Source organism: Salipiger sp. 1_MG-2023 (assembly GCF_030547555.1).
Lineage (GTDB): Bacteria > Pseudomonadota > Alphaproteobacteria > Rhodobacterales > Rhodobacteraceae > Salipiger.
The window spans coordinates 1-22399 of record NZ_JAUOQN010000023.1; the positions used below are offsets into that span (position 1 = coordinate 1).

27 protein-coding genes are annotated in these 22399 nt (G+C 64.8%); 16 read left to right on the forward strand and 11 right to left on the reverse strand.

Translation table 11 applies throughout. The features are described 5' to 3' along the window. Positions 1-57: 57 nt before the first annotated feature. The 5 genes from Q4543_RS12390 to uraH all read right to left on the reverse strand — a co-directional run bounded on the left by Q4543_RS12390 (position 58) and on the right by uraH (position 3537). On the reverse strand, positions 58-501 hold the full coding sequence (locus tag Q4543_RS12390; protein WP_303438693.1) for a hypothetical protein: 444 nt from the start codon (positions 499-501) through the stop codon (positions 58-60). A gap of 68 nt (positions 502-569) precedes the next feature. After that, complete coding sequence (gene smpB, locus Q4543_RS12395; RefSeq protein ID WP_216004460.1) at positions 570-1040, reverse strand: SsrA-binding protein SmpB; 471 nt, start codon at positions 1038-1040, stop codon at positions 570-572. A 38-nt stretch (positions 1041-1078) separates the two neighbouring features. Continuing rightward, positions 1079-2401, reverse strand: coding sequence for a sensor histidine kinase (locus tag Q4543_RS12400; RefSeq protein ID WP_303438694.1), 1323 nt, complete (start codon positions 2399-2401; stop codon positions 1079-1081). Then, the gene (locus tag Q4543_RS12405; RefSeq protein WP_303438809.1) at positions 2398-3108 is read right to left on the reverse strand and encodes a response regulator; all 711 of its coding nucleotides are present in this window, start codon (positions 3106-3108) and stop codon (positions 2398-2400) included. The genes Q4543_RS12400 and Q4543_RS12405 overlap by 4 nt, the downstream gene beginning before the upstream one ends. A 72-nt stretch (positions 3109-3180) precedes the next feature. Continuing rightward, positions 3181-3537, reverse strand: a complete 357-nt coding sequence (uraH, locus tag Q4543_RS12410; protein ID WP_303438695.1) for a hydroxyisourate hydrolase — start codon at positions 3535-3537, stop codon at positions 3181-3183. Positions 3538-3663: 126 nt separating this feature from the next. On the opposite strand from uraH, the gene puuE reads away from it, so the two are divergent. The 4 genes from puuE (at position 3664) to Q4543_RS12430 (ending at position 7931) form a co-directional block, all read left to right on the forward strand. Then, positions 3664-5076 carry an allantoinase PuuE gene (puuE, locus tag Q4543_RS12415; protein WP_303438696.1) on the forward strand — a complete coding sequence of 471 codons (1413 nt, stop codon included), beginning with the start codon at positions 3664-3666 and terminating at the stop codon, positions 5074-5076. A gap of 14 nt (positions 5077-5090) precedes the next feature. After that, on the forward strand, positions 5091-5912 hold the full coding sequence (locus Q4543_RS12420; protein WP_216004462.1) for a bifunctional allantoicase/(S)-ureidoglycine aminohydrolase: 822 nt from the start codon (positions 5091-5093) through the stop codon (positions 5910-5912). Further along, positions 5909-6406 carry an ureidoglycolate lyase gene (locus tag Q4543_RS12425; protein ID WP_303438697.1) on the forward strand — a complete coding sequence of 166 codons (498 nt, stop codon included), beginning with the start codon at positions 5909-5911 and terminating at the stop codon, positions 6404-6406. The genes Q4543_RS12420 and Q4543_RS12425 overlap by 4 nt, the downstream gene beginning before the upstream one ends. A gap of 76 nt (positions 6407-6482) precedes the next feature. Next, positions 6483-7931 carry a uracil-xanthine permease family protein gene (locus Q4543_RS12430; RefSeq protein WP_303438698.1) on the forward strand — a complete coding sequence of 483 codons (1449 nt, stop codon included), beginning with the start codon at positions 6483-6485 and terminating at the stop codon, positions 7929-7931. A gap of 49 nt (positions 7932-7980) precedes the next feature. On the opposite strand, the gene Q4543_RS12435 is transcribed toward Q4543_RS12430, so the two are convergent. Then, on the reverse strand, positions 7981-8547 hold the full coding sequence (locus Q4543_RS12435; protein ID WP_303438699.1) for a hypothetical protein: 567 nt from the start codon (positions 8545-8547) through the stop codon (positions 7981-7983). A gap of 171 nt (positions 8548-8718) precedes the next feature. Here Q4543_RS12435 and Q4543_RS12440 point away from each other — a divergent pair, with 171 nt between their 5' ends. The 4 genes from Q4543_RS12440 to queG all read left to right on the forward strand — a co-directional run bounded on the left by Q4543_RS12440 (position 8719) and on the right by queG (position 11603). Further along, positions 8719-9003, forward strand: a complete 285-nt coding sequence (locus Q4543_RS12440) for a hypothetical protein (protein ID WP_303438700.1) — start codon at positions 8719-8721, stop codon at positions 9001-9003. Beyond that, the gene (locus Q4543_RS12445) at positions 8975-9679 is read left to right on the forward strand and encodes a hypothetical protein (protein WP_303438702.1); all 705 of its coding nucleotides are present in this window, start codon (positions 8975-8977) and stop codon (positions 9677-9679) included. Before Q4543_RS12440 ends, Q4543_RS12445 begins: the two co-directional genes overlap by 29 nt. A 154-nt stretch (positions 9680-9833) precedes the next feature. After that, positions 9834-10499: a glutathione S-transferase family protein gene (locus Q4543_RS12450; RefSeq protein WP_216004408.1), complete on the forward strand. Its 666-nt coding sequence runs from the start codon at positions 9834-9836 to the stop codon at positions 10497-10499. Positions 10500-10577: 78 nt separating this feature from the next. Then, positions 10578-11603, forward strand: a complete 1026-nt coding sequence (queG, locus tag Q4543_RS12455) for a tRNA epoxyqueuosine(34) reductase QueG (protein ID WP_303438705.1) — start codon at positions 10578-10580, stop codon at positions 11601-11603. Between the two features lie 3 nt (positions 11604-11606). Here queG and Q4543_RS12460 read toward each other — a convergent pair whose 3' ends face one another. Next, positions 11607-12086 carry a hypothetical protein gene (locus Q4543_RS12460; RefSeq protein ID WP_303438706.1) on the reverse strand — a complete coding sequence of 160 codons (480 nt, stop codon included), beginning with the start codon at positions 12084-12086 and terminating at the stop codon, positions 11607-11609. A 229-nt stretch (positions 12087-12315) separates the two neighbouring features. Between Q4543_RS12460 and msrB the strand changes: the two genes are divergently transcribed. The 7 genes from msrB (at position 12316) to Q4543_RS12495 (ending at position 18733) form a co-directional block, all read left to right on the forward strand. Then, positions 12316-12762 (forward strand): peptide-methionine (R)-S-oxide reductase MsrB, encoded by a 447-nt coding sequence (msrB, locus tag Q4543_RS12465; RefSeq protein ID WP_216004411.1) that lies wholly within the window; start codon positions 12316-12318, stop codon positions 12760-12762. Continuing rightward, entirely contained in the window at positions 12759-13265 is a 507-nt protein-coding gene (msrA, locus tag Q4543_RS12470; protein ID WP_303438707.1) for a peptide-methionine (S)-S-oxide reductase MsrA, read from the forward strand. Before msrB ends, msrA begins: the two co-directional genes overlap by 4 nt. A gap of 356 nt (positions 13266-13621) precedes the next feature. Next, on the forward strand, positions 13622-15625 hold the full coding sequence (locus tag Q4543_RS12475) for an NADPH-dependent 2,4-dienoyl-CoA reductase (protein ID WP_303438709.1): 2004 nt from the start codon (positions 13622-13624) through the stop codon (positions 15623-15625). A gap of 90 nt (positions 15626-15715) precedes the next feature. Next, complete coding sequence (locus tag Q4543_RS12480; RefSeq protein WP_303438711.1) at positions 15716-16276, forward strand: type 1 glutamine amidotransferase domain-containing protein; 561 nt, start codon at positions 15716-15718, stop codon at positions 16274-16276. 216 nt (positions 16277-16492) lie between these two features. Then, positions 16493-17398, forward strand: coding sequence for a LysR family transcriptional regulator (locus tag Q4543_RS12485; protein WP_216004415.1), 906 nt, complete (start codon positions 16493-16495; stop codon positions 17396-17398). Between the two features lie 156 nt (positions 17399-17554). Continuing rightward, positions 17555-18322 carry an ion transporter gene (locus Q4543_RS12490; RefSeq protein WP_216004416.1) on the forward strand — a complete coding sequence of 256 codons (768 nt, stop codon included), beginning with the start codon at positions 17555-17557 and terminating at the stop codon, positions 18320-18322. A 63-nt stretch (positions 18323-18385) separates the two neighbouring features. After that, positions 18386-18733, forward strand: a complete 348-nt coding sequence (locus tag Q4543_RS12495) for a YigZ family protein (RefSeq protein WP_303438812.1) — start codon at positions 18386-18388, stop codon at positions 18731-18733. On the opposite strand, the gene Q4543_RS12500 is transcribed toward Q4543_RS12495, so the two are convergent. Genes Q4543_RS12500 through Q4543_RS12515 form a run of 4 tightly spaced genes read right to left on the reverse strand, consistent with a single transcriptional unit; the run spans position 18730 to position 21620 of the window. After that, a complete protein-coding gene (locus tag Q4543_RS12500; protein WP_303438714.1) occupies positions 18730-19629 on the reverse strand; it encodes an OmpA family protein in 900 nt (299 codons plus the stop codon). The two genes, Q4543_RS12495 and Q4543_RS12500, sit on opposite strands and share 4 nt — an antisense overlap. Continuing rightward, a complete protein-coding gene (locus Q4543_RS12505; RefSeq protein ID WP_303438717.1) occupies positions 19604-20173 on the reverse strand; it encodes a peroxidase-related enzyme in 570 nt (189 codons plus the stop codon). The genes Q4543_RS12500 and Q4543_RS12505 overlap by 26 nt, the downstream gene beginning before the upstream one ends. Further along, a complete protein-coding gene (locus Q4543_RS12510; RefSeq protein ID WP_303438719.1) occupies positions 20170-20901 on the reverse strand; it encodes an N-acetyltransferase in 732 nt (243 codons plus the stop codon). Before Q4543_RS12510 ends, Q4543_RS12505 begins: the two co-directional genes overlap by 4 nt. Next, positions 20898-21620: a molybdopterin-binding protein gene (locus Q4543_RS12515; protein ID WP_216004420.1), complete on the reverse strand. Its 723-nt coding sequence runs from the start codon at positions 21618-21620 to the stop codon at positions 20898-20900. The genes Q4543_RS12510 and Q4543_RS12515 overlap by 4 nt, the downstream gene beginning before the upstream one ends. 48 nt (positions 21621-21668) lie before the next feature. Between Q4543_RS12515 and sfsA the strand changes: the two genes are divergently transcribed. Continuing rightward, a complete protein-coding gene (gene sfsA / locus Q4543_RS12520) occupies positions 21669-22370 on the forward strand; it encodes a DNA/RNA nuclease SfsA (protein ID WP_303438722.1) in 702 nt (233 codons plus the stop codon). Positions 22371-22399 lie beyond the last annotated feature (29 nt).

Consider the following 22399-nt stretch of genomic DNA (forward strand, 5'->3'; position numbering starts at 1 on the left):
GCACGCGATGAAGGACTGGCACAAACTCAAGCCAGAGCTGTTCAAGAAACAGCCATATTACCTGCCGGGATGTGACACATATGCTAGAAGGCGCTCAAAAGGCTCTTTTCTACCTCTGACGTATTTCCATGTTCCTTCGACGTCAAGGCCAACACCGCCGGGTTTCGCGCCGGCTGATTTCGTAAGTTCATACTCGGACTTTTCAATTTCTTCCAAGCGATCAAGTTTATCCTCAAATGCAGCGCCGAGACTTCCTAGCGAAGATGCTTGAACAAGATTAACAACTTCGGATGATACTTTTGATTCTTCAAATACTTGCTTGTAAAGCCAAGACTTGCCATTTCCACTCTCTCCAAATATCACTAGATGTTGACTTTCGGAAAGTCCTTCTCGAAGCTCTTCTTCGAGATCGGGGCGGGGGATATAAATGCGTGGATTAACTGTGGCAGACCTTGGGGTGAAAATATCCTCTGGGGCGATCTTCGGCCGGAATAAGCTCACTTTTCACTCCAGTTTAGTGTTAAATTTCAATACTGTGAGGCTGAATCATTCTTGCAAGATAGGGTGGTTCACCCCTGCTTCAACAACCTCTGCTTCTGCCGGCTCCAATCGCGCTTGGCTTCGGTTTCGCGTTTGTCGTGGTTCTTTTTGCCCTTGGCGATGCCGATCTTCAGCTTCACGATGCCCTTGTGGTTGAAATACAGCACCAGCGGCACGATGGTCATGCCCTTGCGCTGGGTCTCGTTCCACAGTCGCGCCAGTTCCTTTTTCGAGGCGAGCAGCTTGCGCCGCTTGCGTTCCTCGTGGCCGAACATGGCGCGCTCGTAGGGGGCGATATAGCTGTTGACCAGCCACAGTTCGCCGTTTTCAACCGCCGCGTAGCTTTCCGCGATGTTCGAGGTGTTCTCGCGCAGGGATTTGACCTCGGAGCCGGACAGGATGATGCCGACCTCGAGATCGTCTTCGATCGCGTAGTCGTAACGGGCGCGCCGGTTCTCGGCGATCACCTTGTAATTCGGGTCTGTCTTCGGTTTGGCCATGTCGTGCATGTAATGCGCGCCAAGGCGTCTGTCCATATCTAGGCGGGCAGGATCAGTTCGGCGTGCTCGCCGCCGCCGCTGCGGGCGCTTAGCGACAGCGTTCCGCCCATGCGCTCCATCGCGGCGGCGACGATGGCAAGGCCCAGCCCGCTGCCGGTGCCGCTGTTGGATGCGCGGAAAAAGCGTTCGGTGACACGGGGGCGGAGGGCCTCGGCGATGCCGGGGCCGCGATCGCTTATGGAAAACCGCACAGTCTGCCCGTCGCGCGACAGCTCGGTGTCGACCGTGGCGCCTTCGGGTGAGGCTTCGATGGCGTTTTCCAGCAGGTTGCGCAGGGCGGCGTGCAGCAGCGGCGGGCGGTCGGTCTGCCACAGGCCGGGCAGGGCGTTGATCGACAGCGTGACGCCGCGCCGGTCGGCCAGTGGGGTCAGCTCGACCACGGTGCCACGCAAGACCTCGGCGGCATCGCGCTTTGGGCCCTGCGGGGTGTCGCGATCCACCGCCGCCATCTCGAGCAGTTGGCGCACCATGCGGTCCGAGCGTTTCACCCCGCGTTCGATCTGCAGCAGGGCGTAGGCGCGGGTGGCCTCGTCTGGCGCGAGGCGGGCGATTTCGGCCTGTGTGCGCAACCCGGCCAGCGGGGTCTTCAGCTCATGCGCGGCGAAGGCGGTGAAATTGCGCTCGCGCTCGCGGGCGCTGCTGACCCGCGCCAGCAGCCCGTTCAGCGAGTCGAGCATCGGACGCAGCTCGCGCGGCGCGCCGCGATCGTCGAGCGGTCCAAGGTCGGCGTGTCCGCGACCCGCGAGCGCCCTGCCCAGCCGGTCGAGCGGGGCCATGCCACGCCCGACGATGACCCAGATCAGCGCCGCCAGCAGCGGCAGCACCAGCAGCGCCGGAACCGCCAGCCCCTTGACCACGCCGCTGACCAGATGGTCGCGCATCGCGACGGCGTCGCCGACCATGACGCGAAACCCCAGCCCCGGCTCTTCGAGGGTAAACACGCGCCATTGCTCGCCGTCGACGTTGGTTTCGCTGAAGCCGTCACCGTCGCCCAGCTGCTGCGCGGGCGCGCCCTGCGAGCCGCCGATATATTGCCCGTCGAGTCCCCAGACCTGACAGGACAGTTGGCGCCGCATGCCTTCAGGCCCGGCATGCGACAGGGCGCGGCCCGCGATCTCGACCCCGACGCCGCCTTCGCCGATCAGGGAGGCCACCATGCGGGCCGATTCCTCGAGCCGGCGGTCCAGCACGCGGATCACCTCGGCGCGGGTGTTGTGCTGGGCCCAGAGCACGGCGCACAGCCAGATCGCCCCGGTGGCGGCCAGCAGGATCAGCAACAGGCGGCTGCGGATACTGGTCATGTTTCGGGCGCTTCGCTGTGCCGCAGCTCGGGTACATCGCTGTGCTGCACCTCTGGTGCGAGGCGATAGCCTGCCCCCCGCACGGTCTGGATAAAGCCGCTGCCCAGCTTGGCGCGCAGGTGGTGGATATGCACCTCGACGGTGTTGCTTTCGATGCCTTCCTGCCAGCCGTAGAGCTTTTCCTCGAGCTCCTGCTTGCCAAGGATCGCGCCGGGGCGATCCAGCAATGCGGCCAGAACGCCGAATTCGCGGCGCGCAAAATGCACGTCGACGCCGCGATAGCGCCCCGCCATGCGCGCCGTATCGAGCGTTAGCCCGTTCCACGACACGGTGTTTTCGGCCCTGCCCTGAGCGCGGCGGATCAGGGCGCGCAGCCGCGCCGACACTTCGGGCAAGGCGAACGGTTTGCCGAGGTAATCATCGGCCCCGGCGTCGAGCCCTTCGACGCGGTCTTCCAGCGTGTCGCGGGCGGTCAGCATCAGCACCGGCAGGCTGTCGCCCCGGGCGCGCAGCCCACGCAGCAGATCGACGCCGGAGCCGTCGGGCAGCATCAGATCAAGCACCATGGCATCGAATCCGCCCGCCTCCAGCGCATGGCTGGCATCGGCGCAGGTTTCCACCGCTTCGGGGGAAAACCCGTGCAGGCGCAGCCCGACGGTCAGCCCGTCAAGGATCAGCGCATCGTCTTCGACCACCAGTACCCGCATCATCGCCTCATGCCCGCTTGCCCCCCTGCCTAACGGCAGATCGGCGGGGGGGCCACTGACGATGCCGTCAGTTCAGCTGCCGCGATAGGTGGAATAGCCATAGGCCGACAGCAGCAGCGGCACATGATAATGCGCCTGCGCGTCGGCCATGCCAAAGCGCAGCGGGATCTCATCTAGGAACATCGGCGCCTCTCCGGCCTGCCCCGTGGCCTTGAGATAATCGCCCGCGAAGAACACCAGCTCATAGGTGCCGGGGGCGAAATCCTCTTTCGGCAGAATGGGTTTGTCGGTGCGGCCATCGGCGTTGGTCAGGGTTTCGGCAACCAGCGCGCGTTCGGGCGCAAGGCAGTACAGCTGGATTCTGACCCCCTCGGCGGGTACGCCCTTTGCCGTATCCAGAACATGGGTGGTGAGATATCCTTCGGCCATCGGCTGTGCTCCTTTTGCGGGCAATGCTGCGAAAAGCAGCAGATCCGCGACGATTGGTCGTGCGCGGGGTGTTCCGTTTCGATCAGAGCGCGATTATCGGAGGGATGCAACTCAGGAGGGCCCGCCATGAACCGCTATCCCCGTAATATGATCGGCCATGGGCCGAACCGCCCCGATGCCGACTGGCCCGGAGGCGCAAAGATCGCGGTTCAGTTCGTGCTCAATTACGAAGAGGGCGGCGAGAACAACGTGCTGCACGGCGATGCGGCCTCCGAGGCGTTCCTGTCGGATATTCCGGGCGCGGCGATGTGGCCGGGGCAGCGGCACTGGAACATGGAATCGATCTATGAATACGGCGCCCGCGCCGGGTTCTGGCGGGTGTATCGGCTGTTCACCGAGGCCGATATTCCGTTGACCATCTACGGCGTCGCCACGGCGCTGGCGCGCAATCCCGAACAGGTCGAGGCGATGAAGGACGCGGGCTGGGAGATTGCCTCGCACGGGCTGAAATGGGTCGAACACAAGGACATGCCCGAGGCCGAAGAGCGCGCCAGCATTCTTGAGGCGATCCGGCTGCATACCGAGGTGGTCGGCACGCCCCCGCAGGGCTGGTACACCGGGCGCTGTTCGGAAAACACCGTGCGGCTGGTGGCCGAAACCGGTGCCTGCGATTACATTTCCGATAGCTACGACGACGATCTGCCCTACTGGCTAGAAGTCGGGGACCGTGATCAGCTGATCATTCCCTACACGCTGGAAGCCAATGATATGCGCTACGCGACCAGCCCGGGCTGGATCGAGGGCGAGATGTTCTACACCTACCTCAAGGATTCCTTCGACATGCTCTATGCTGAGGGCGAGGCGGGCAAGCCGGCGATGATGTCGATCGGGCTGCACAACCGTCTGATTGGCCGTCCGGGCAAGATTGCAGGTCTGAAGCGGTTTCTCGAGTACATCGAACGGTTCGACGGGGTCTGGACCCCGCGCCGCATCGACATCGCTCGGCATTGGGCGGCAAAGCATCCGCATCTGCGCAAGGAGCGGCCAAGCCAGATGGACCGCGAGACCTTTGTTGCCCGCTTCGGCGAGGTGGTCGAGCATTCGCCATGGGTCGCAGAGCGCGCCTGGGCGCTGGAACTTGGCGCGGCGCATGACCGGCCTGCGGGCTTGGCGAATGCCTTGGCGCGGGTGCTGCGCACCGCCTCGGATGCCGAGCGCATGGGCGTATTGCGCGCCCACCCGGATCTTGCAGGCAAGCTGGCCGCCGCCAAGGCGCTGACCGAGGACAGCAGCGCCGAACAGGCCAGCGCCGGGCTCGATGCGCTGACCGATGCAGAGCGCGCCCGCTTTACCCAGCTGAACGATGCCTATATGGACAAGCATGGATTTCCCTTCATCATTGCCGTGCGCGATCACGACAAGCCCGGTATCCTTGCCGCCTTTGAACGGCGGCTCGCACAGGATACCATGGCCGAATTCGACGAGGCTTGCCGCCAGGTCGAACGCATCGCCCGGCTTCGTCTGGAGCAAATGCTTTGAAGCATGACCCCATCGTGACCTACGCCTTTCCGCCCGGCGGCCTGCCCGGTCAGGCCGGAGAACCCGACGCCAGCGCGGCGATCTTCACCGAGTCCTATGCCGTCATCCCCGCTTCGGTGATGTGCGACATCGTGACCAGCTTTCTGCCGGGCTGGGTCGGGCACCGGGTGTGGATTCTCGCCCGCCCGATGACCGGCTTTTCCGAGACCTTCGCGCAATACGCGGTGGAACTCTCGCCCGGCGGTGGCAGCAACGATCCCGAGCCGGACCCTGACGCGCAGGGGGTGATCTTTGTCACCCATGGCGAGATGCGCCTGACGCTGGGCCGCGACTCGTACGATCTGAAGGCGGGCAGCTATGCCTATCTGCCGCCCTCGGCGGTGTGGAGCATCTGGAACACCGGCGAGGTTCCGGCCGGGTTTCACTGGGTGCGCAAGCGCTGGACCCCGGTGCCGGGGATGCTGCCGCCCGAGGCCTTCGTGACCCACGAGCGCGACGTGGCCCGCACCCCGATGCCCGATTGCGACGCGGTCTGGGCAACGCAGCGCTTTGCCGATCCGCTCGACCTGCGCCATGACATGCACGTCAATATCGTCAATATCGAAAGCGCCGGGCGCATTCCCTTTGCCGAAACCCATGTGATGGAACACGGGCTTTACGTGTTGTCGGGCACGGCGCGCTATCTGCTGAACCGCGACTGGGTCGAGGTCGGCCCCGGCGATTTCATGTGGCTGCGCGCCTTTTGCCCGCAAGCCTGCATTGCCACCGGCGACGAGACCTTCCGCTACATGCTTTACAAGGACGTGAACCGCCACGTGTCGTTGTCGCTGAAATGACCACCATCGTCGCAAAGCCGCTGAGCGCTGCCGCCTTCGCCCCGTTCGGAGATGTCCTTGAGATCGCAGGCGATCCCGACAAGATCATCAATCAGGGTCTTTGCGGGCGCTACCACGACCGCGCCGCGCTGGATTTCGGCGCCGATGGGCGCGCCGGGATCAGCCTGTTCAACGCGCAGCCGCGCGCGCTGCCCTATACGCTCGAGCTGCTCGAGCGGCACCCCGAGGGCTCGCAGGCGTTTGTGCCGATGCACCAGAACCCGTGGCTGGTGATTACTGCTGAGGCAGGTGAGGCCCCGGAGGCCCCTCCGGGGATGGTTCACGCTTTCCTCGCCGCGCCGGGACAAGCTATCAATTTCCATAAGGGCACGTGGCACGGGGTTTTGACCCCACTGCACGGTCCCGGCCTTTTTGCAGTGATCGACCGCATCGGCGACAGCGCAAACCTCGAAGAGCACTGGCTGGCAGAGCCGCTGCTCGTGACCGGCCCCTGACCCTTTGGGCGGGGGCGCACGCCTCCGCAGCAGGCCCGGCAAGAGGTCGCGGACCCAAGGGACAGGGAGCTTCCCCATGACCAAGGCCTCACTCGGCACGCCGGCGCAACTGGCGGACCCAAATTATACCCCGCCCATCGTTCAGGCGATACCGCTGGGCATCCAGCATGTGCTGGCGATGTTCGTCTCGAACGTCACCCCGGCGATCATCGTCGCGGGGGCGGCGGGCTTCGGATTCGGCTCGAACTCGCCCGACTTTCCCGAATTGCTGTACCTGATCCAGATGTCGATGCTGTTTGCCGGCATCGCGACGCTGTTCCAGACCATCGGCATCGGCCCGGTCGGGGCGCGGCTGCCGATCGTGCAGGGCACCTCGTTCGCCTTTCTGCCGATCATGATCCCACTGGTAGCGGGGCAGGGGGTCGATGCGCTGGCCGGCTTGTTCGGAGGCATTCTGGTCGGCGGCGTGTTTCACGCCTGTCTTGGCACGGTGATCGGCAAGCTCCGCTTTGCCTTGCCGCCGCTGGTCACCGGGCTTGTGGTCACGATGATCGGGCTGGCGCTGGTCAAGGTCGGCATCGAATACGCGGCGGGCGGAGTGCCGGCCAAGGCGTCGGGCAATCCGAGCTATGGCGGGCTTGCCAGCTGGTCGACCGCGCTGGTGGTGGTGATCGTCACGCTGTCGATCAAGTTCTTCACCCGCGGGCTGCTGTCGATTTCGGCGGTTCTGGTGGGCATCGTCGTCGGCTATTTCTACGCGCTGGGCATTGGCGTGCTGGCGTTCGACTCGGTTATTGCCAGCTGGCAGAACTCGGCCGCCTTCGCCCTGCCGGTGCCGTTCAAATATGGCTTTGAATTCAGCTTTGCCGCGGTGGTCGGCTTTTGCCTGATGGCCTTCGTCTCTGCGGTTGAAACAGTCGGAGACGTCAGCGGCATCACCAAGGGCGGTGCGGGCCGCGAGGCGAGCGACAAGGAAATCGCCGGCGCGACCTATGCCGACGGTATCGGATCGTTCATTTCGGGGATGTTCGGCGGGCTGCCCAACACCTCATTCAGCCAGAATGTCGGGCTGATTGCCATGACCGGCGTCATGAGCCGCCACGTGGTGACCATCGGCGCGATCTTCCTGATCGTCTGCGGCCTTGTGCCCAAGGTCGGCGGCGTCATCCGGACCGTGCCCATCGAGGTGCTTGGGGGCGGGGTTATCGTGATGTTCGGCATGGTGGTGGCCTCGGGCATGTCGATGCTGTCGGATGTAACGTGGGACAAGCGCAACATGGTGATCTTTGCGGTGTCGCTGTCGGTGGGGCTGGGGCTGCAACTCGAGGTGTTGAACGTGCCGCCGGGGGCACCCAACGCGCTGCAACATCTGCCCGACACGCTGCGCATCCTTGGCGCATCGGGCATTCTGCCCGCGGCGCTGCTGGCCATCGTGCTGAACCTTGTGCTGCCAACGCCGTTATCTGACGAATCGACCGAAGAGATCTCGGGCGGCATGGCCGGGCACGGCACGCCGGGCGAATGAGCCTGTGATCACAGGGCGCGCGCCGGGGTGGCGCGCGCCGATCCGGCCGTCAGTTGCCGGGGTAGCGGCGCGGCAGGTAGGGCGTTGCGCTGTAGCGTTCGTTTTGCTGCCAGCCGCTCTGCCTGTCGCGGCCATGGTTGCTGAACCGATCAATGCAGCGCGCGTCAAAGCCAAGCGCATTGCCGTGTCGGGTGTTCAGCGCGACCCGGCATTGACCGGGCAGATCGCGCAGCTGCACCCCCTGCCGGGCAAGGCAGTTTGCGTCATAGGCATCGTTGCGTCCGCGCTGATCGACGATGCAGCGCTGTGACAATTGGATGCCGCGCCGGGGTTGTTCGTGCCGGGGCTGTTCATAGCGGGGCTTGTGCTTTTCGGCCTCGCGGCGATCCTTGTCCTTTTTCCTGTCTTTTTCGCGTTTCTCGTCCTGCTTGGCCTTGTTGGCGATGGCAGCGCCGAGGATGGCAATCGCTGCCGCCCCCGCGATCAGCTTGGCGGCGTCGTCGTTGCGCTTGTCGAGGCGGGTGGTGTCGGCGGCGACCGGGCTCGCGGTCAGCGGCACAATGGCGGTGATGGACATCGAAACGGCCAGAACGGCAGAGATGAAACGACGGGACATGGGCGATCTCCTGAGGGCTTGCGAAGGCGCCGGTCGTGGCGCGCTTGCCATGCCGGACCGTCGCCTTACCCTGCGGTTTCAGGCAATATCGGCCCGCCGTTATGGGATAACCGGCCGATTTTGCGCCGCCGCTATTGCCTTGCAGGGATCTGGCAGCGCAGGAATACTGTCATGAAACACGCCCTTCTCATCGCTCTGCTGGTCATCGGGATGCCTGCCGCCGCGCAGGCCGATTGTTTTGCCCAGTACAAGGCCAAGCAGGACAGCCCGCTGCGCCTGCATTTTGGTATCGCCCGCCTGTCGGGGGCCTGCCCCGATCGGTCCACCGCTGAGTCCCAGCTGCGCGCGCGTCTTGCGCAAGGCGGCTGGCAGTTGCTCAACATCGTGTCCCTGTCGCCCGACGAGCCGGGTGCCAAGCAGAAGGCGAATGCCGGTGAGTTCTACCTCCGTTACTGACGCCCGCCGGGCAGGCACGCGGCTGGTGAGCATCGGCATCGGCGTGATCACGGCGCTGCTGGTCGGCACGGCGGCGGTGTTGATGCTGACCCTGCCCGGAGCCAATGCCTTCAATGACCGGGTCGAACGCATCTTTGTGCAGAACGATGCGCTGACCGGGCAGGGTGAGGTCAAGCTGCTCGAGATCCTTGCGCAGTCGGGCACCGTCTTTGCCGATACGCTGACCAGCTACCGCATGGTCATTCTGGTGCTGCTGCTGTTCGCCGCCGCGCTGCTGGTGGCGGCGCTGGTCTGCCTTGTCATGCTGGTGACGCTGAACCGACGGATGGCGCAGATCGAACGATCGGGGATTCAGGTCAGCTCGCTGATCATTTCGCGCGAGGAAAATACCGTTTACCTCAATACCATGGGGTTCAAGCTGACCGAGGCGATGATCGAGACCCTCGCGGTGCTTGCCGAGGCCCGCATGGATGACGAAATGCTGTCGGGGATCGAGGTCGAGGCGATGATTTCGGGCAAACCCACCTCTGACTGCGAGGAATCCGCCGGGGCGATGCGCATCAAGCGGCTGCGCGACGGGCTGGGCAATCAGATGGTGAGCGAGCTTCTGGTCAAGACCATTGCGCGCAAGGGCTATGTGCTGGCCATCGACAAGGACGTGATCGAGGTCGTGTGATGCCCCGCGCGCCTGAATGAGCGTTCAAAACCGCTGGCAGCGTGGCGAAACCGGCAGGAAAACCGCGGAGAATCACGCGCACAGTTGCAACCGGGCGGGATAGAAGGCACACATGAGGTCGGATTTCCCTGTCTTCCCGGATACTATCGCTCCCATGGCAAAGCTCTATCATGTGCCGCTGTCGCCGTTCTGCCGCAAGGTCAGGCTGAGCCTTGCCGAGAAGAAGATCGAGTGCGAGCTGATCGAGGAGAGGTATTGGGAAAAGGGCAGCGATTTCATGCGCCGCAACCCGGCGGGCAAAGTGCCGGTGCTGCGCATCGACAACAAGATCATGTCCGAAAGCGCCGCGATCTGTGAATGGCTCGAGGAAAAGTACCCCGAGCCGCCGCTGATGCCGCGCTCGGCCGATGCCCGCTACGAAGTGCGCCGCATCGTCAGCTGGTTCGACGACAAGTTTCACAATGAGGTGACGTCGAAGCTGCTGTATGAGCGGGTGAACAAGAAGATCATGAAGGCAGGGTTCCCGGACAGTGGCAACGTCAAGTCCGGTGCCAAGGCGATCAAATATCACATCGACTACATGGCGTGGCTGCTGGATCATCGGCGCTGGCTGGCGGGCGATGTGATGACGCTGGCGGATTTCGCCGCCGCGGCGCATCTGTCGTCGCTCGATTATATCTCGGATGTGGACTGGAACCGCAGCCAGACGGTCAAGGACTGGTATGCGAAGATCAAGTCGCGCCCTGCGTTCCGCAATATCCTTGCCGATCAGGTGTCGGGTTTTCCGCCGCCGCCGCAATATGCCGATCTGGACTTCTGATCGCGAGGGCAGAGGGGGGCCAGCCCCCCGCCTGCGGCTCCCCCCGGGATATTGCGGGCCAGAAGAAGGGCCGGGCGCGTGTCTTTGAAGGCGGCGCTTGTCGAGGAGGCGCGGGTGGCCGGGTTTTCGGCGTGCCGGGTGTGTCGGCCATGGGATGTGCCGCAGGCGGCGGGGCGGCTGGCGGCGTTTCTGGACGCCGGCTATCATGGGCAGATGGGCTGGATGGCGGAGCGGACGGCCTGGCGGGGCGATCCGGCGGCGCTCTGGCCCGAGGCGCGATCGGTGATCATGCTGGCAGAGAATTACGCGCCGCCGTTCGATCCGATGGAGATCGTCGGGCAGGGCGGGCGCGGTGCGATCTCTGTCTATGCGCAGAACCGCGATTACCACGATGTGGTGAAGAAGCGACTCAAGCGGCTGGGGCGCTGGCTGATCGACCAGGCCGGGGGCGAGATCAAGGTGTTTGTCGACACCGCCCCGGTGATGGAAAAGCCGCTGGGGCAGGCGGCGGGGCTGGGCTGGCAGGGCAAGCACACCAATCTGGTCAGTCGTGAGCTGGGCTCGTGGTTCTTTCTCGGGGCGGTTTTCACCACGCTAGAACTGGAAACTGACGCGGCGGAGCGCGATCATTGCGGTTCGTGCCGGGCCTGTCTTGATGTCTGCCCGACGGATGCGTTCCCGGCACCTTATCAGCTGGATGCGCGGCGGTGCATTTCCTACCTGACGATCGAGCATTCCGGACCGGTGGACGAGGCTTTGCGCCCGCTGCTGGGCAATCGCATCTATGGCTGTGACGATTGCCTGGCCGCCTGCCCTTGGAACAAGTTTGCCCAGAGTGCCGCCGAGGTGAAATACCACGCGCGGGATGAGCTGATCGGGCCGTCGCTGGCAGAGCTTGCCACGTTGGATGACGCCGGGTTTCGGGCGCTGTTCTCGGGCTCGCCGATCAAGCGGATCGGGCGCAACCGGTTCCTGCGCAATGTCTGCTATGCCATTGGCAATTCCGCCGACCCGGCGCTGCGCCCCGCCGTGCAGGCGCTGTGCGACGAGCCGGACGAGGCGCTGCGCGACGCGGCGCGCTGGGCGGCGTTGCGCCTAAGCTGACCGTCAGCTGCGATCGTCAATCAGGACCGTCACCTGACCGCTGCCCGAAGAGTAGACCCCCAGCACCTGATCCGAGGTGACGCCATCGGCCTCTAGCGCCTCTGTCAGCAACGTATCGCCGTCGATGCGGGTCTGCAGCATGTCGAGCTGGGTCTGCGCGCGGGACAGGGCCGTATCCAGGGCCGCGTCATTGCCCGAGCCGGTGGAATCGCTCGGCAATTCGGTGATGCTGAGGGTTTCGATTTGGGTGCCTTCGGGCATGTCTTCCATCGGCACGGCGACGCCGTCACCGCTTAGGCTGCCAACCAGTTCGGCGAGCGTTTCGGGCGGCGGGGCCAGCGGGCTGTCGGCCTCGAGCCGGGCGGCGGCATCTGCCTGCGCCTGCGCGGTAAGGTCGTTGGCGGCTTGTGCGGCTGCGCCTGTGGCAAGGCTGGCGACGAGCAGAGCGGCAAGGGCGGTTCGGGAGGTGCTGCGGCTGGTCATTCTGGATGCTCCTTTGCGTGGGATGCAGACCAATGCCCGGCGGGGCCGGCGGGATCCCATGCCTTTGCGGGCTGGCGGCAGACTGCCGGAACAGGGGGGCGGAAGCGGCGGTCAGTCGCCACCGCGTACAGATCAGCGGGAACCCGCCCGCTCACGCCCGCGCGAGAAGCCTTTGCAAAAGATGCAAACGCGCCCCATCTTGGACAGGACAGATCATGGAGGACCCCTCATGGCGTATGAACGCAATCCCGACGTTGTGGCCGCGCTCGATCCCGAGCAGTACCGCGTTACGCAGGAAAACGGCACCGAGCGCCCCGGCTCGGGCCAGTACCTGTCGAACAAGGCCCCCGGCATTTACGTGGACATCGTGTCTGGCGAGCCGCTGTTCGCCTCGGCGGACAAGTATGAAAGCGGCTGCGGCTGGCCGAGCTTTACCAAGCCCATCGAGCCTGCGCATGTGATCGAGCTGCGAGATGTCTCCCACGGCATGATCCGCACCGAAGTGCGCTCGACCCATGGCGATTCGCATCTGGGGCATGTGTTTCCCGATGGGCCGCAGGATCGTGGCGGGCTGCGCTATTGCATCAACTCGGCCTCGCTGCGGTTCATCCATCGCGACGACATGGAGGCCGAAGGCTACGGCGCCTATCTTCAGCAGGTGGAGGACGTGGCATGAGCGAGCGCGCTGTTCTGGCCGGAGGCTGTTTCTGGGGCATGCAGGATCTGATCCGCAGGCTGCCCGGCGTCACCGGCACCCGTGTCGGTTATACCGGCGGAGACGTGCCCAACGCGACCTACCGCAACCATGGCACCCATGCCGAGGGCATCGAAATAATCTTCGACCCCGAGCGGATCTCGTTCCGGCAGTTGCTCGAGGTGTTCTTCATGATCCACGATCCGACCACGCTGAACCGGCAGGGCAATGATCTGGGCACCAGCTATCGGTCGGGCATCTATTACGTTGATGACGCTCAAAAACAGATCGCCGAAGAGCTGATCGGCGAAATCGACGCATCGGGGATCTGGCCGGGCAAGGTCGTGACCGAGATCGCGCCGGTCGGGCCATTCTGGGAGGCCGAGCCAGAGCATCAGGATTACCTCGAGCGCTTTCCTGCCGGGTACACCTGCCATTTCCCGCGCGAGCACTGGGTGCTGCCAAAGGCGAACGCGGCGGAATGATCTACGGGGGCGCTGAGGCGCCCCTGACCTTGACGCAACGGTGCGTTTGCCATCATTGCTTCGGGCGCCGCCTTAACGGGTTGAGCGGACATTCATGGCAAACGTCATTCTTGGGGGGCGCGCACTTCGTCCACTCTCGCGGTCGTCGCCTCCGCCACCCATGCCGCTGCGCTGCGCGAAGGATTGTGCTGACCCTAGCCTGTCATTTCCACGGCTGTCGCAAGATGTTGGTCCGCTCCCCCCGGCGGCACGGTGTGCGGCGCTGATCGAGGCCTTCGTCACCCATTCCTGACGCGACGTTTCGCGCGACAGGCGGGCGGGCGCGGGGCAGTCTCTGCCCTCGAAAGGAGACCCGCATGACCCAGTATCCGCACCTGTTCGCGCCGCTCGATCTTGGCCATCTGACCCTGCCCAACCGGGTGCTGATGGGATCGATGCATACCAATCTCGAAGAGCGCGGTGACTGGTCCCGCGTTGCGGCATTCTATGCGGCGCGGGCAAGGGGCCGCGCCGGGCTGATCGTCACCGGCGGCATGGCACCCAATGCCGAAGGCGCGGTGTTTCCCGGCGCGGCGGGGCTGTTCGATGCGCAGGGCATCGCCAACCAGCGCCGCGTAACAGATGCGGTCCACGGCGAAGGCGGGCGCATCGCCATGCAGATCCTGCACGCGGGGCGCTATGCCTATGGCAAGGATTGCGTCGCCCCCTCTGCGATCAAATCTCCGATCTCGCCCTTTGCCCCGGCCGAGCTTGACGAGGCGGGCATCGAAAAACAGATCGCCGACATGGCCACCGCCGCCGCCCGCGCCCGCGAGGCGGGCTATGACGGGGTCGAGATCATGGGGTCCGAAGGCTACCTGATCAACCAGTTCCTTGCCGCCCGCACCAACCGGCGCAGTGACGACTGGGGCGGCAGCTATGACAATCGGATGCGTCTTGCCATCGAGGTGATGAAACGGGTGCGCGCAGCGGTGGGGCAGGATTTCATCGTGATCTTCCGGATCTCGATGATCGATCTCGTGCCGGGCGGCTCTACCCATGACGAGGTGGTGCAGCTGGCGCAGGCGATCGAAGCCGCCGGGGCCAGCCTTCTCAACACCGGCATCGGCTGGCACGAGGCGCGGGTGCCAACCATCGCCACCTCGGTGCCGCGCGCTGGCTGGGCGTGGGTGACGCGCAAGTTGATGGGCAAGGTGGGCATCCCTGTCATCACCTCGAACCGGATCAACACGCCGCAGGTCGCCGAGGATCTGCTGGCTTCTGGCGCGGCCGACATGGTGAGCCTCGCGCGCCCCTTCCTCGCCGATCCCGATTTCGTCGCCAAGGCGCGGGCGGGGCAGGCCGAACTGATCGCACCCTGCATCGCCTGCAATCAGGCCTGCCTTGACCATACGTTTCAGGGCAAGGTGTCATCGTGCCTTGTGAACCCGCTCGCGGGGCATGAGACTGAGCTGTCGATCGCCCGGGCGGACGCGCCACGCGATATTGCCGTGGTTGGCGCTGGCCCTGCCGGCCTGTCCTGCGCCATCACGGCGGCGCAGCGCGGGCACCGTGTCACGCTTTTCGAAGCCGATGGGCAGATCGGAGGCCAGCTCAACATGGCGCGCCGGGTGCCGGGCAAAGAGGAATTCCACGGCCTCGTCGACTGGTACAGCGCGATGCTGGCCGAGACCGGCGTGGAGTTGCGGCTGAACACCCGCGCCGAGGCGGCCACGCTGCAAGGCTTTGACGCGGTGGTTGTTGCCACCGGCGTGCTGCCGCGCAGCCCCGGCATTCCGGGGCAGGACGGGCCGAATGTCCTAAGCTACATCGATGTGTTGCGCGGCGGTGCCGAGGTTGGCCCACGCGTTGCGGTGATCGGCGCGGGGGGCATTGGCTTCGATGTGGCGGAATACCTTGTGACCGGCGAAAGCCCGACCCTGAACCTGCCCGACTGGCTGCGCGAATGGGGCGTCACCGATCCCGCAGAGGCGCGAGCAGGGCTGGCCGAGGAAGGCCCGCAGCCCGACAAGGCCCTGCGCGCCGTGACGCTGGTGCAGCGCAAGGCGGAACGCCCCGGCAGGCGGCTTGGCAAAACCACCGGCTGGATTCACCGCGCTTCCCTGACGATGAAGGGCGTGAAGATGATCGGCGGCGCGACTTATGAGCGGATCGATGCGCAGGGGCTGCACATCCTGCGCAACGGCGTGCCAGAACTGATCGCCTGCGAGAATGTGGTGCTGTGCGCCGGGCAGGAAAGCCTGCGCGATCTCGCGGATCTTCCCGGCGAAGTGCATGTCATTGGCGGCGCCGATGTGGCTGCCGAACTGGATGCCAAGCGCGCCATCGATCAGGGGGTGCGGCTGGCGGCACGGCTGTAGCTCACGCAGGCGTTATCGCCGGTTCTGGAACGTAGCCCCCTCCTTTCGGCGTTGTCCCCATAACTGAAAGACACTGGAAGGAGGCTCACCATGGCCAAGATCACCGAAGCAAAGATCCTCATCATCTCCACCAACGGGTTCGAGCAGTCCGAGCTTGAATTCCCCCGCGATCAGCTGCGCGCCAAAGGCGCAGAGGTGCATGTCGCCACGCTTGACGGCAAGGCGATCACGGGCTGGGAAGGCACCGACTGGGGCCGCGAGGCCGAGGCAGACCTTGCGGTCGAGGATGCGGATGCCACGAAATATGACGCGCTGGTCATTCCCGGTGGCCAGATCAACCCGGACATCCTGCGCACCAAACCCGAGGTCATCGCCTTGGTGCGTGCCTTCGCCCATCAGGGCAAGGCCATCGCGGCGGTCTGCCATGGCCCATGGGTGCTGATCGAAGCAGAGATCGTCGCGGGCCGCGAGATGACCGGATACCCGTCGATCCGCACCGATCTGAAAAACGCCGGGGCCCGCGTGGTGGATGTTCCTGTCGCGTGCGACAGCGCGATCATCACCAGCCGCACGCCGGACGACCTTGAGGCATTTGTCGCCAAGATCGTCGAGGAGGTCGAGGAAGGCCGCCACAACCAAAAGGCCGCCTGACGCATCGGCACAACGCTATTGAGCGCGCCGCGTCCCTTTCTGGGGCGCGGCGTTTTTTGCGCCGCCGTGCGGTTTCCGGCGGCCCGACAGTGCGCCAAGAATTCCCGCCATTGTCGCGCCAGCGTCCCAATCGTGCCCGAATTGCCCTGCATAGCTAGTGTCTAGCGGAACGATGAAGCCGTTCCAGTCAAGGCAAGTACGATGAAGGAGACGGTGATGGATCGCCTGACCGAGATGGAGGCCTTTGCCATGGTGGTGGACCAGGGAGGCTTCACCGACGCGGCAAAGAAGATGGGCATCTCGAAATCGGCGGTGTCCAAACACGTCTCATCGCTCGAGGCCCGGCTTGGGGCGCGGCTGTTGAACCGCACCACCCGGCGGGTGTCCCCGACCGAGATCGGGCTGGCCTATTACGACCGGGCCCGGCGGGTTCTGAACGACGCGGGCGAGGCGGATGCGCTGGTGACCTCGATGCAATCGGCGCCCTCGGGGCTGCTGCGGATTTCGGTCGCGACCGATTTCGGCGTCAACCATCTGTCGCCGATGCTGGGGGAATTCCTCGCGGATTTCCCGGACATCACCGTGAACATGGTGCTTAACAATCGTTACGTCGAGCTGATCTCGGAAGGCTTCGACATGGCGTTGCGCATCGGCGAGCTTGAAGACAGCACGCTGCGCGCCCGCAAGCTGACCGAAACCACCAAGCGGATGATCGCCTCTCCGTCGTATTTCCAGAAATACGGTCGGCCGATGCGCATCGATGATCTCAACGAACACAAGCTGCTGCACTATTCCAACCAATCCTCGGGCAATGTCTGGAAGGTTACCGCGCCGTCGGGTGAAAAGCGTCAGGTGCGCACGGCGGGCTGGCTGTCGGTGAACGACGGGCAATCGTTGCTGAATGCCTGCATCGCCGGGCTGGGCATCGCCTACCTGCCCTCTTACCTGTATTCCGAGGCGATGCGGGATGGCCTTGTCGTCGATGCCATCCCCGATCTGCCAGTCGAAACGCAAGGCATCTATGCCGTCTATCCGCCGGGTCGGTTTACCCAGCCCAAGGTGCGCGCCTTCATCGATTTTCTCGCCCATGCCTTTGCCGACAAAGGCCCGACCAACTGGTAACTGCCTGACCTGACTGCTCTTCCTCATGTCTTGTTCACCAAGACCTGACCTTCGCTCCGGCCTCGTGCCGGAGCGTTTTTTACGTGCGGATGCTCTGGACCCGGACGGCTGGCCTGCTTAGATGCAAGGCGTTCACCTTATCGGAGCCTTTCCTCAATGCGCCAGAGCCTCGCCCGGATCGTCGATCACCCGGTGACCCGGACGGTGATCATCGCGGTGATCCTGTTCAATGCCGTGATTCTGGGGCTGGAAACCTCGCCTGCGGTCATGGCGCAGCTTGGGCCGCTGATCGTGGCGCTGGATACCGCCTGCCTTGCGATCTTTGTGGCAGAGCTGACGGCCAAGCTGATCGCGCGCGGCGGGCGGTTCTTTCGCAGCGGCTGGAACATCTTCGATTTCATCATCGTCGGCATTGCGCTGGTGCCCGCCGGGCAGGGGCTGGCGGTGCTGCGGGCGCTGCGCATCCTGCGGCTGTTGCGCGTGGTGTCGGTGGCGCCGACGCTGCGCCGGGTGGTCGAGGGGTTCATCGCTGCGGTGCCGGGCATGGCCTCGGTGTTCCTGCTGATGGGGGTGATCTTTTACATCGCCGCCGTGATCGCGACAAAGCTCTTTGCCGCCACCTTCCCCGACTGGTTCGGCAGCCTTGGCGCCTCGCTCTACACCCTGTTTCAGGTGATGACGCTGGAAAGCTGGTCGATGGGCATCGTCCGCCCGGTGATGGAGACACATCCCGAAGCGTGGATCTTTTTCGTGCCCTTCATCCTGATCACCACCTTTGCGGTGGTGAACCTTGTGGTCGGCCTGATCGTCAACTCGATGCAGGATGCCCATGCCGAGGAATCCAACGCCGCCACATCCGACCACCGCGACGAGGTCATCGCGCGGCTGCGCGCCATCGAGGAACGGCTGGACAGGCAAAGCTGATCTGCGCCTGCCAGCGGGCGGCGCGGCATTGCCCGCATGGCGCGGCCCGGCTACACCGGGGCCATGCGCACGCTCGACAACATCATCTCGGATCGCGATTCGAAATACGCCGTTTCGGGCGCGCCCTGCGGTTCGGACGCCGAGGCCAAGCAGCTGATCAAGGCGCTTTGCCGCAAGAAGAAATTCGCCAAGGCAACGCATAACACATGGGGTCTGCTGCTGGAGAGCGGCCCGATCAAGAACGACGACGGCGAAAGCGGTGCGGGCATGGTGATCTTGCGGATGCTGGAGCGCGAGGGGCTGAGCGGCCATCTTGTCGTGGTGACCCGCTGGTACGGCGGCAAGCATCTTGGCGGCGACCGTTTTCGCCATGTGCAGGACGCGGTGCGGATGTATCTCGACACGCTTTAGGGCAGCAGGACCGCCTCGACCCGCCGGTTCGCCTCTCGTCCCTCGGGGGTCAGATTGCTGGCGATGGGCGCAAGATAGCCTACCCCTTCGGCCGAAACCTGCCCCTGCGCGACGCCCCGCTGCATCAGGTAGCTCACCGCCGCCCCGGCGCGGCGTTTCGACAGCGCGGTGTTGGCATCAAGCGAGCCGACCGCGTCAGTGTGCCCGACAAAGACGATGCGCCGCGAGGGGTTGTCGCCCAGATAACCCGCCAGCGCGTCGAGCGAGAGCACATCGCCGCCCAGTTCGACCGAGCCGCTTTCGAACAGCAGATCCGGCAGCATCACGTGCCCCACCGCTTCCAGCTCTGCCGCGATGTCCGTGGGGGGCGCGATGGCAACCGGCGCGACCTCGGGCCGGGGCGCGACGGCCTCGCCCGCCTGAACAAGCTGAAGATAGCCCGCCGCGCCGGATTTGCTGGCCAGCAGGGTTACCCAGTCGCCCTTTTGCCCCCGCGCCGCCAGAAATCGAAAGGCGGTCAGGTCGACATACATCTCGGGGGCGGGGATCACTTCGGTGCCAAAGCGGAAATCAAAGCCGCCGCAGCGCGTGGTGCGGCATTCGAACACCACGTCATAGCCCTGTGCCACCAGCCCGTCACGCAGCGGAGACAGGATCTGTAAGGTGGTCAGATCGCTCGAGTCGATGCGCCACGCCTGCCGCAGAATGCGCCCTTCGACGACCAGATCCGGCACGCCGCTTTGTGTCCAAGGCCCGGTCGGCACCGCGTAGCTGCCCGGATCGCTCACCGTTTCGCTCATCAGCCGCGCGCCGCCCGGCAGCGCCAGATCGAGCGCCGCCGCCGGTCCGGCCAGCAGGACCAGAAGCGCCTTAGCGAGCCTGCGCGTGATAGGCATCGTTCGGGGTCATGGCGGTGGCCGAGGCCACCCGGTTGGTCATGTTGAAAAAGCCCGTGATATTGGCGATATCCCAGATGTCACGGTCCCTGAAACCGGCATCTCGCAACGCCTCGCGGTCGTATTCGGCGATTTCGGCGCTGGCCTTGGTCATCTTTTCGACAAAGCTCAGCATGGCGCGCTGACGATAGGGCAGATCAGCGACGCGCCAGTTCATCACCAGCATCTCGCCCAGCTTGGGATCGCCCGACAGCGCGCGCACCGCCGCCCCATGGGCGGTCAGGCAGTAAAAGCACTTGTTGATCGATGACACCACGACGGCGATCATCTCGCGTTCCAGCTTGGTCAGGCCCGAGTCGGCCAGCATCAGCTCGTTGTAGAGCGCGGTGAAGCTGTCGAGCTTGGCGATGTCAAAGGCATGCGCCCTGAGCACGTTTGGCACCATGCCAAGTTTTTCTTCGCAGATGTCGAAATATTTCTGCGTCTTCTCGGGCAGCGGATCGACCATTGGCAGGTCGAGAGCGGTCGGCAGGTCCTTCGTCATGTCGCGGCCTCTGTCTTGATGCGGTAATGGTACTGTCCCACGCATTCGAAGCCGAGGGAAGCATAGAGCCCGTTGGCCGCAGCGTTGTCTTGAAGGCACAGCACCGCCATCCACTGCGCGCCGTTGTCCTGCGCCCAGATCGCCGCGCGGCGCATCATCCATTTGCCCAGCCCCTTGCCACGGTAGGCGGGTCGGATCTCCAGCGCATGGACCATGGCGATATCCTCGTGAATGCCGCAGAATCCGGTTCCCGCAGGCTTGTCGGCCAGCCGCCCGAGAATGCCGGTCTTGGGGCCCTTGACCCGGTGCATCACCCGCAGCCGCGCCGGGCCGATGCCCGCTTCGGCCCAAAGCTCGCGCATGATCGCCAGCGGCTCCCAGACGGCAAAGGTCATCACGCGCGGCATGTCCTCGGGAATCAGCGCGGCCACCGGCAGCACCCACAGGTTCACCGGGTCGATCAGATCGTAGCCGGCTGCGTCGAGGGCATCGTCAAGGCGCCGCTCGCCTGCGCGCAGCATGAACAGCGCGTCCTGCCCCAGCAGGCGCATGGCGGTTTCGGCGGCGGCAAGATCGTCCGGGGTCCACGCGCCGGTTGCGGTGGCGCAGGACACCCGCTTGCCGCCGCCATCGCCCTCGCGCAATGTCCACGGCCCGGCGGTGACAGCGCGCGCGCAGGGCCATGTGCCGTCGATGGCCTCGTAAAGCCGGGGCAGCGCCGGGGTCATGCGGGGAACAGTTCCGCCAGCCGCATCATCGCCGCGTCGACCCGCGCGCCATCCTGTCCACGGATCACGATGTTGGCGCCGTAGATGCCATCCTTCTGAAACGGGTAGGAGCCGATGGACAGGTCGGCATATTCCACCGCCAGCTTGCCGAGCGGGCCGGCAATCTCGCCTTCGCCGCGCTGGATGCGCAGGGTCTGCGACAGCAGCGGAGCGCCGCCCGTCAGCGTCGGCAAGACGCTGGCCAGCATCGCCTCGAACACGGCGGGCACCCCGGCCATCACATGCACATTGGCAATGATGAAGCCGGGCGCGACCGATACCGGGTTGTCGATCAGCTTTGCCCCGTCGGGGATACGCGCCATGCGCTGGCGGGCCTCGTTGAACTCGCTGCCTTGCCGGTCGTAATGGGCATGCAGTAGCTGATAGGCATCTTCGCGCACGCCGATGGGCGTGCCAAAGGCGGCGGCGACGCAATCGGCGGTGATGTCGTCATGGGTCGGCCCGATCCCACCCGAGGTGAAGACGCTGCCATAGGCGGCGCTCAGCGCCTTGACGGTGCTGGTGATCGCCTCGGGGTCGTCGGCGATGAACCGGACCTCGCGCAGGTCGACGCCGATCTTGGTCAGCTCCTGCGCAAGGTAGTGCATGTTGGAATCGCGGGTGCGGCCTGACAGGATCTCGTCTCCGATGACGATCATGGCGGCGGTGGGGTTGGTCATGGCGCTGCCCTCCTTGGCGCTTGTTCTGCAATGGTATAGGCCCACGCCATGCGCTTTCAAACCCCGCTCGTGCCCGCCACCCTGATCCGCCGCTACAAGCGCTTCCTCGCGGATGCGCGGCTTGACGACGGGCGCGAGATTACCGCTCATGTCGCCAACCCCGGCGCGATGACCGGGATGAAGGAGATCGGCACGCGGATCTGGCTTGAACCCAACGACGATCCCAAGCGCAAACTGAAATATACATGGCGGCTGGCCGAGGTGGGCGGTGCCTTCATCGGCGTCGATACCAGCGTGCCGAACCGGATGCTGCGGGCAGCGCTTGAACGCGGTGTGCCGGGGTTGGAGGGCTATGCGACGGTGCGCCCCGAGGTCCGCTACGGCGAGAACAGCCGCATCGATTTCCTGCTTGAGGGCGGTGGTGTCCCTGCCTGGGTCGAGGTGAAATCGGTCACGCTCAGCCGAACGCGCGGCCTTGCGGAGTTCCCCGACACGGTGACGACGCGCGGCGCAAAGCATCTGGCCGAGCTGGCGATCCGCGCCGAGGCGGGGGAGCGGGCGGTGATGCTGTATCTCGTGCAGCGCACCGATTGCACCGCGGTGAGCCTCGCCGCCGACATCGACCCGGCCTATGCGCGCGCCTGGGCGCAAGCCACGGAAAGAGGCGTCGAAACCCTCGCCTTTGGCTGCGACATTACGTCAACGTCTGTGTTCCTTGGCGCGCCGCTGCCCTTCCACCCCTGCGATTAATGCACATTCCTTGCAGGCAAGGGGCGTCA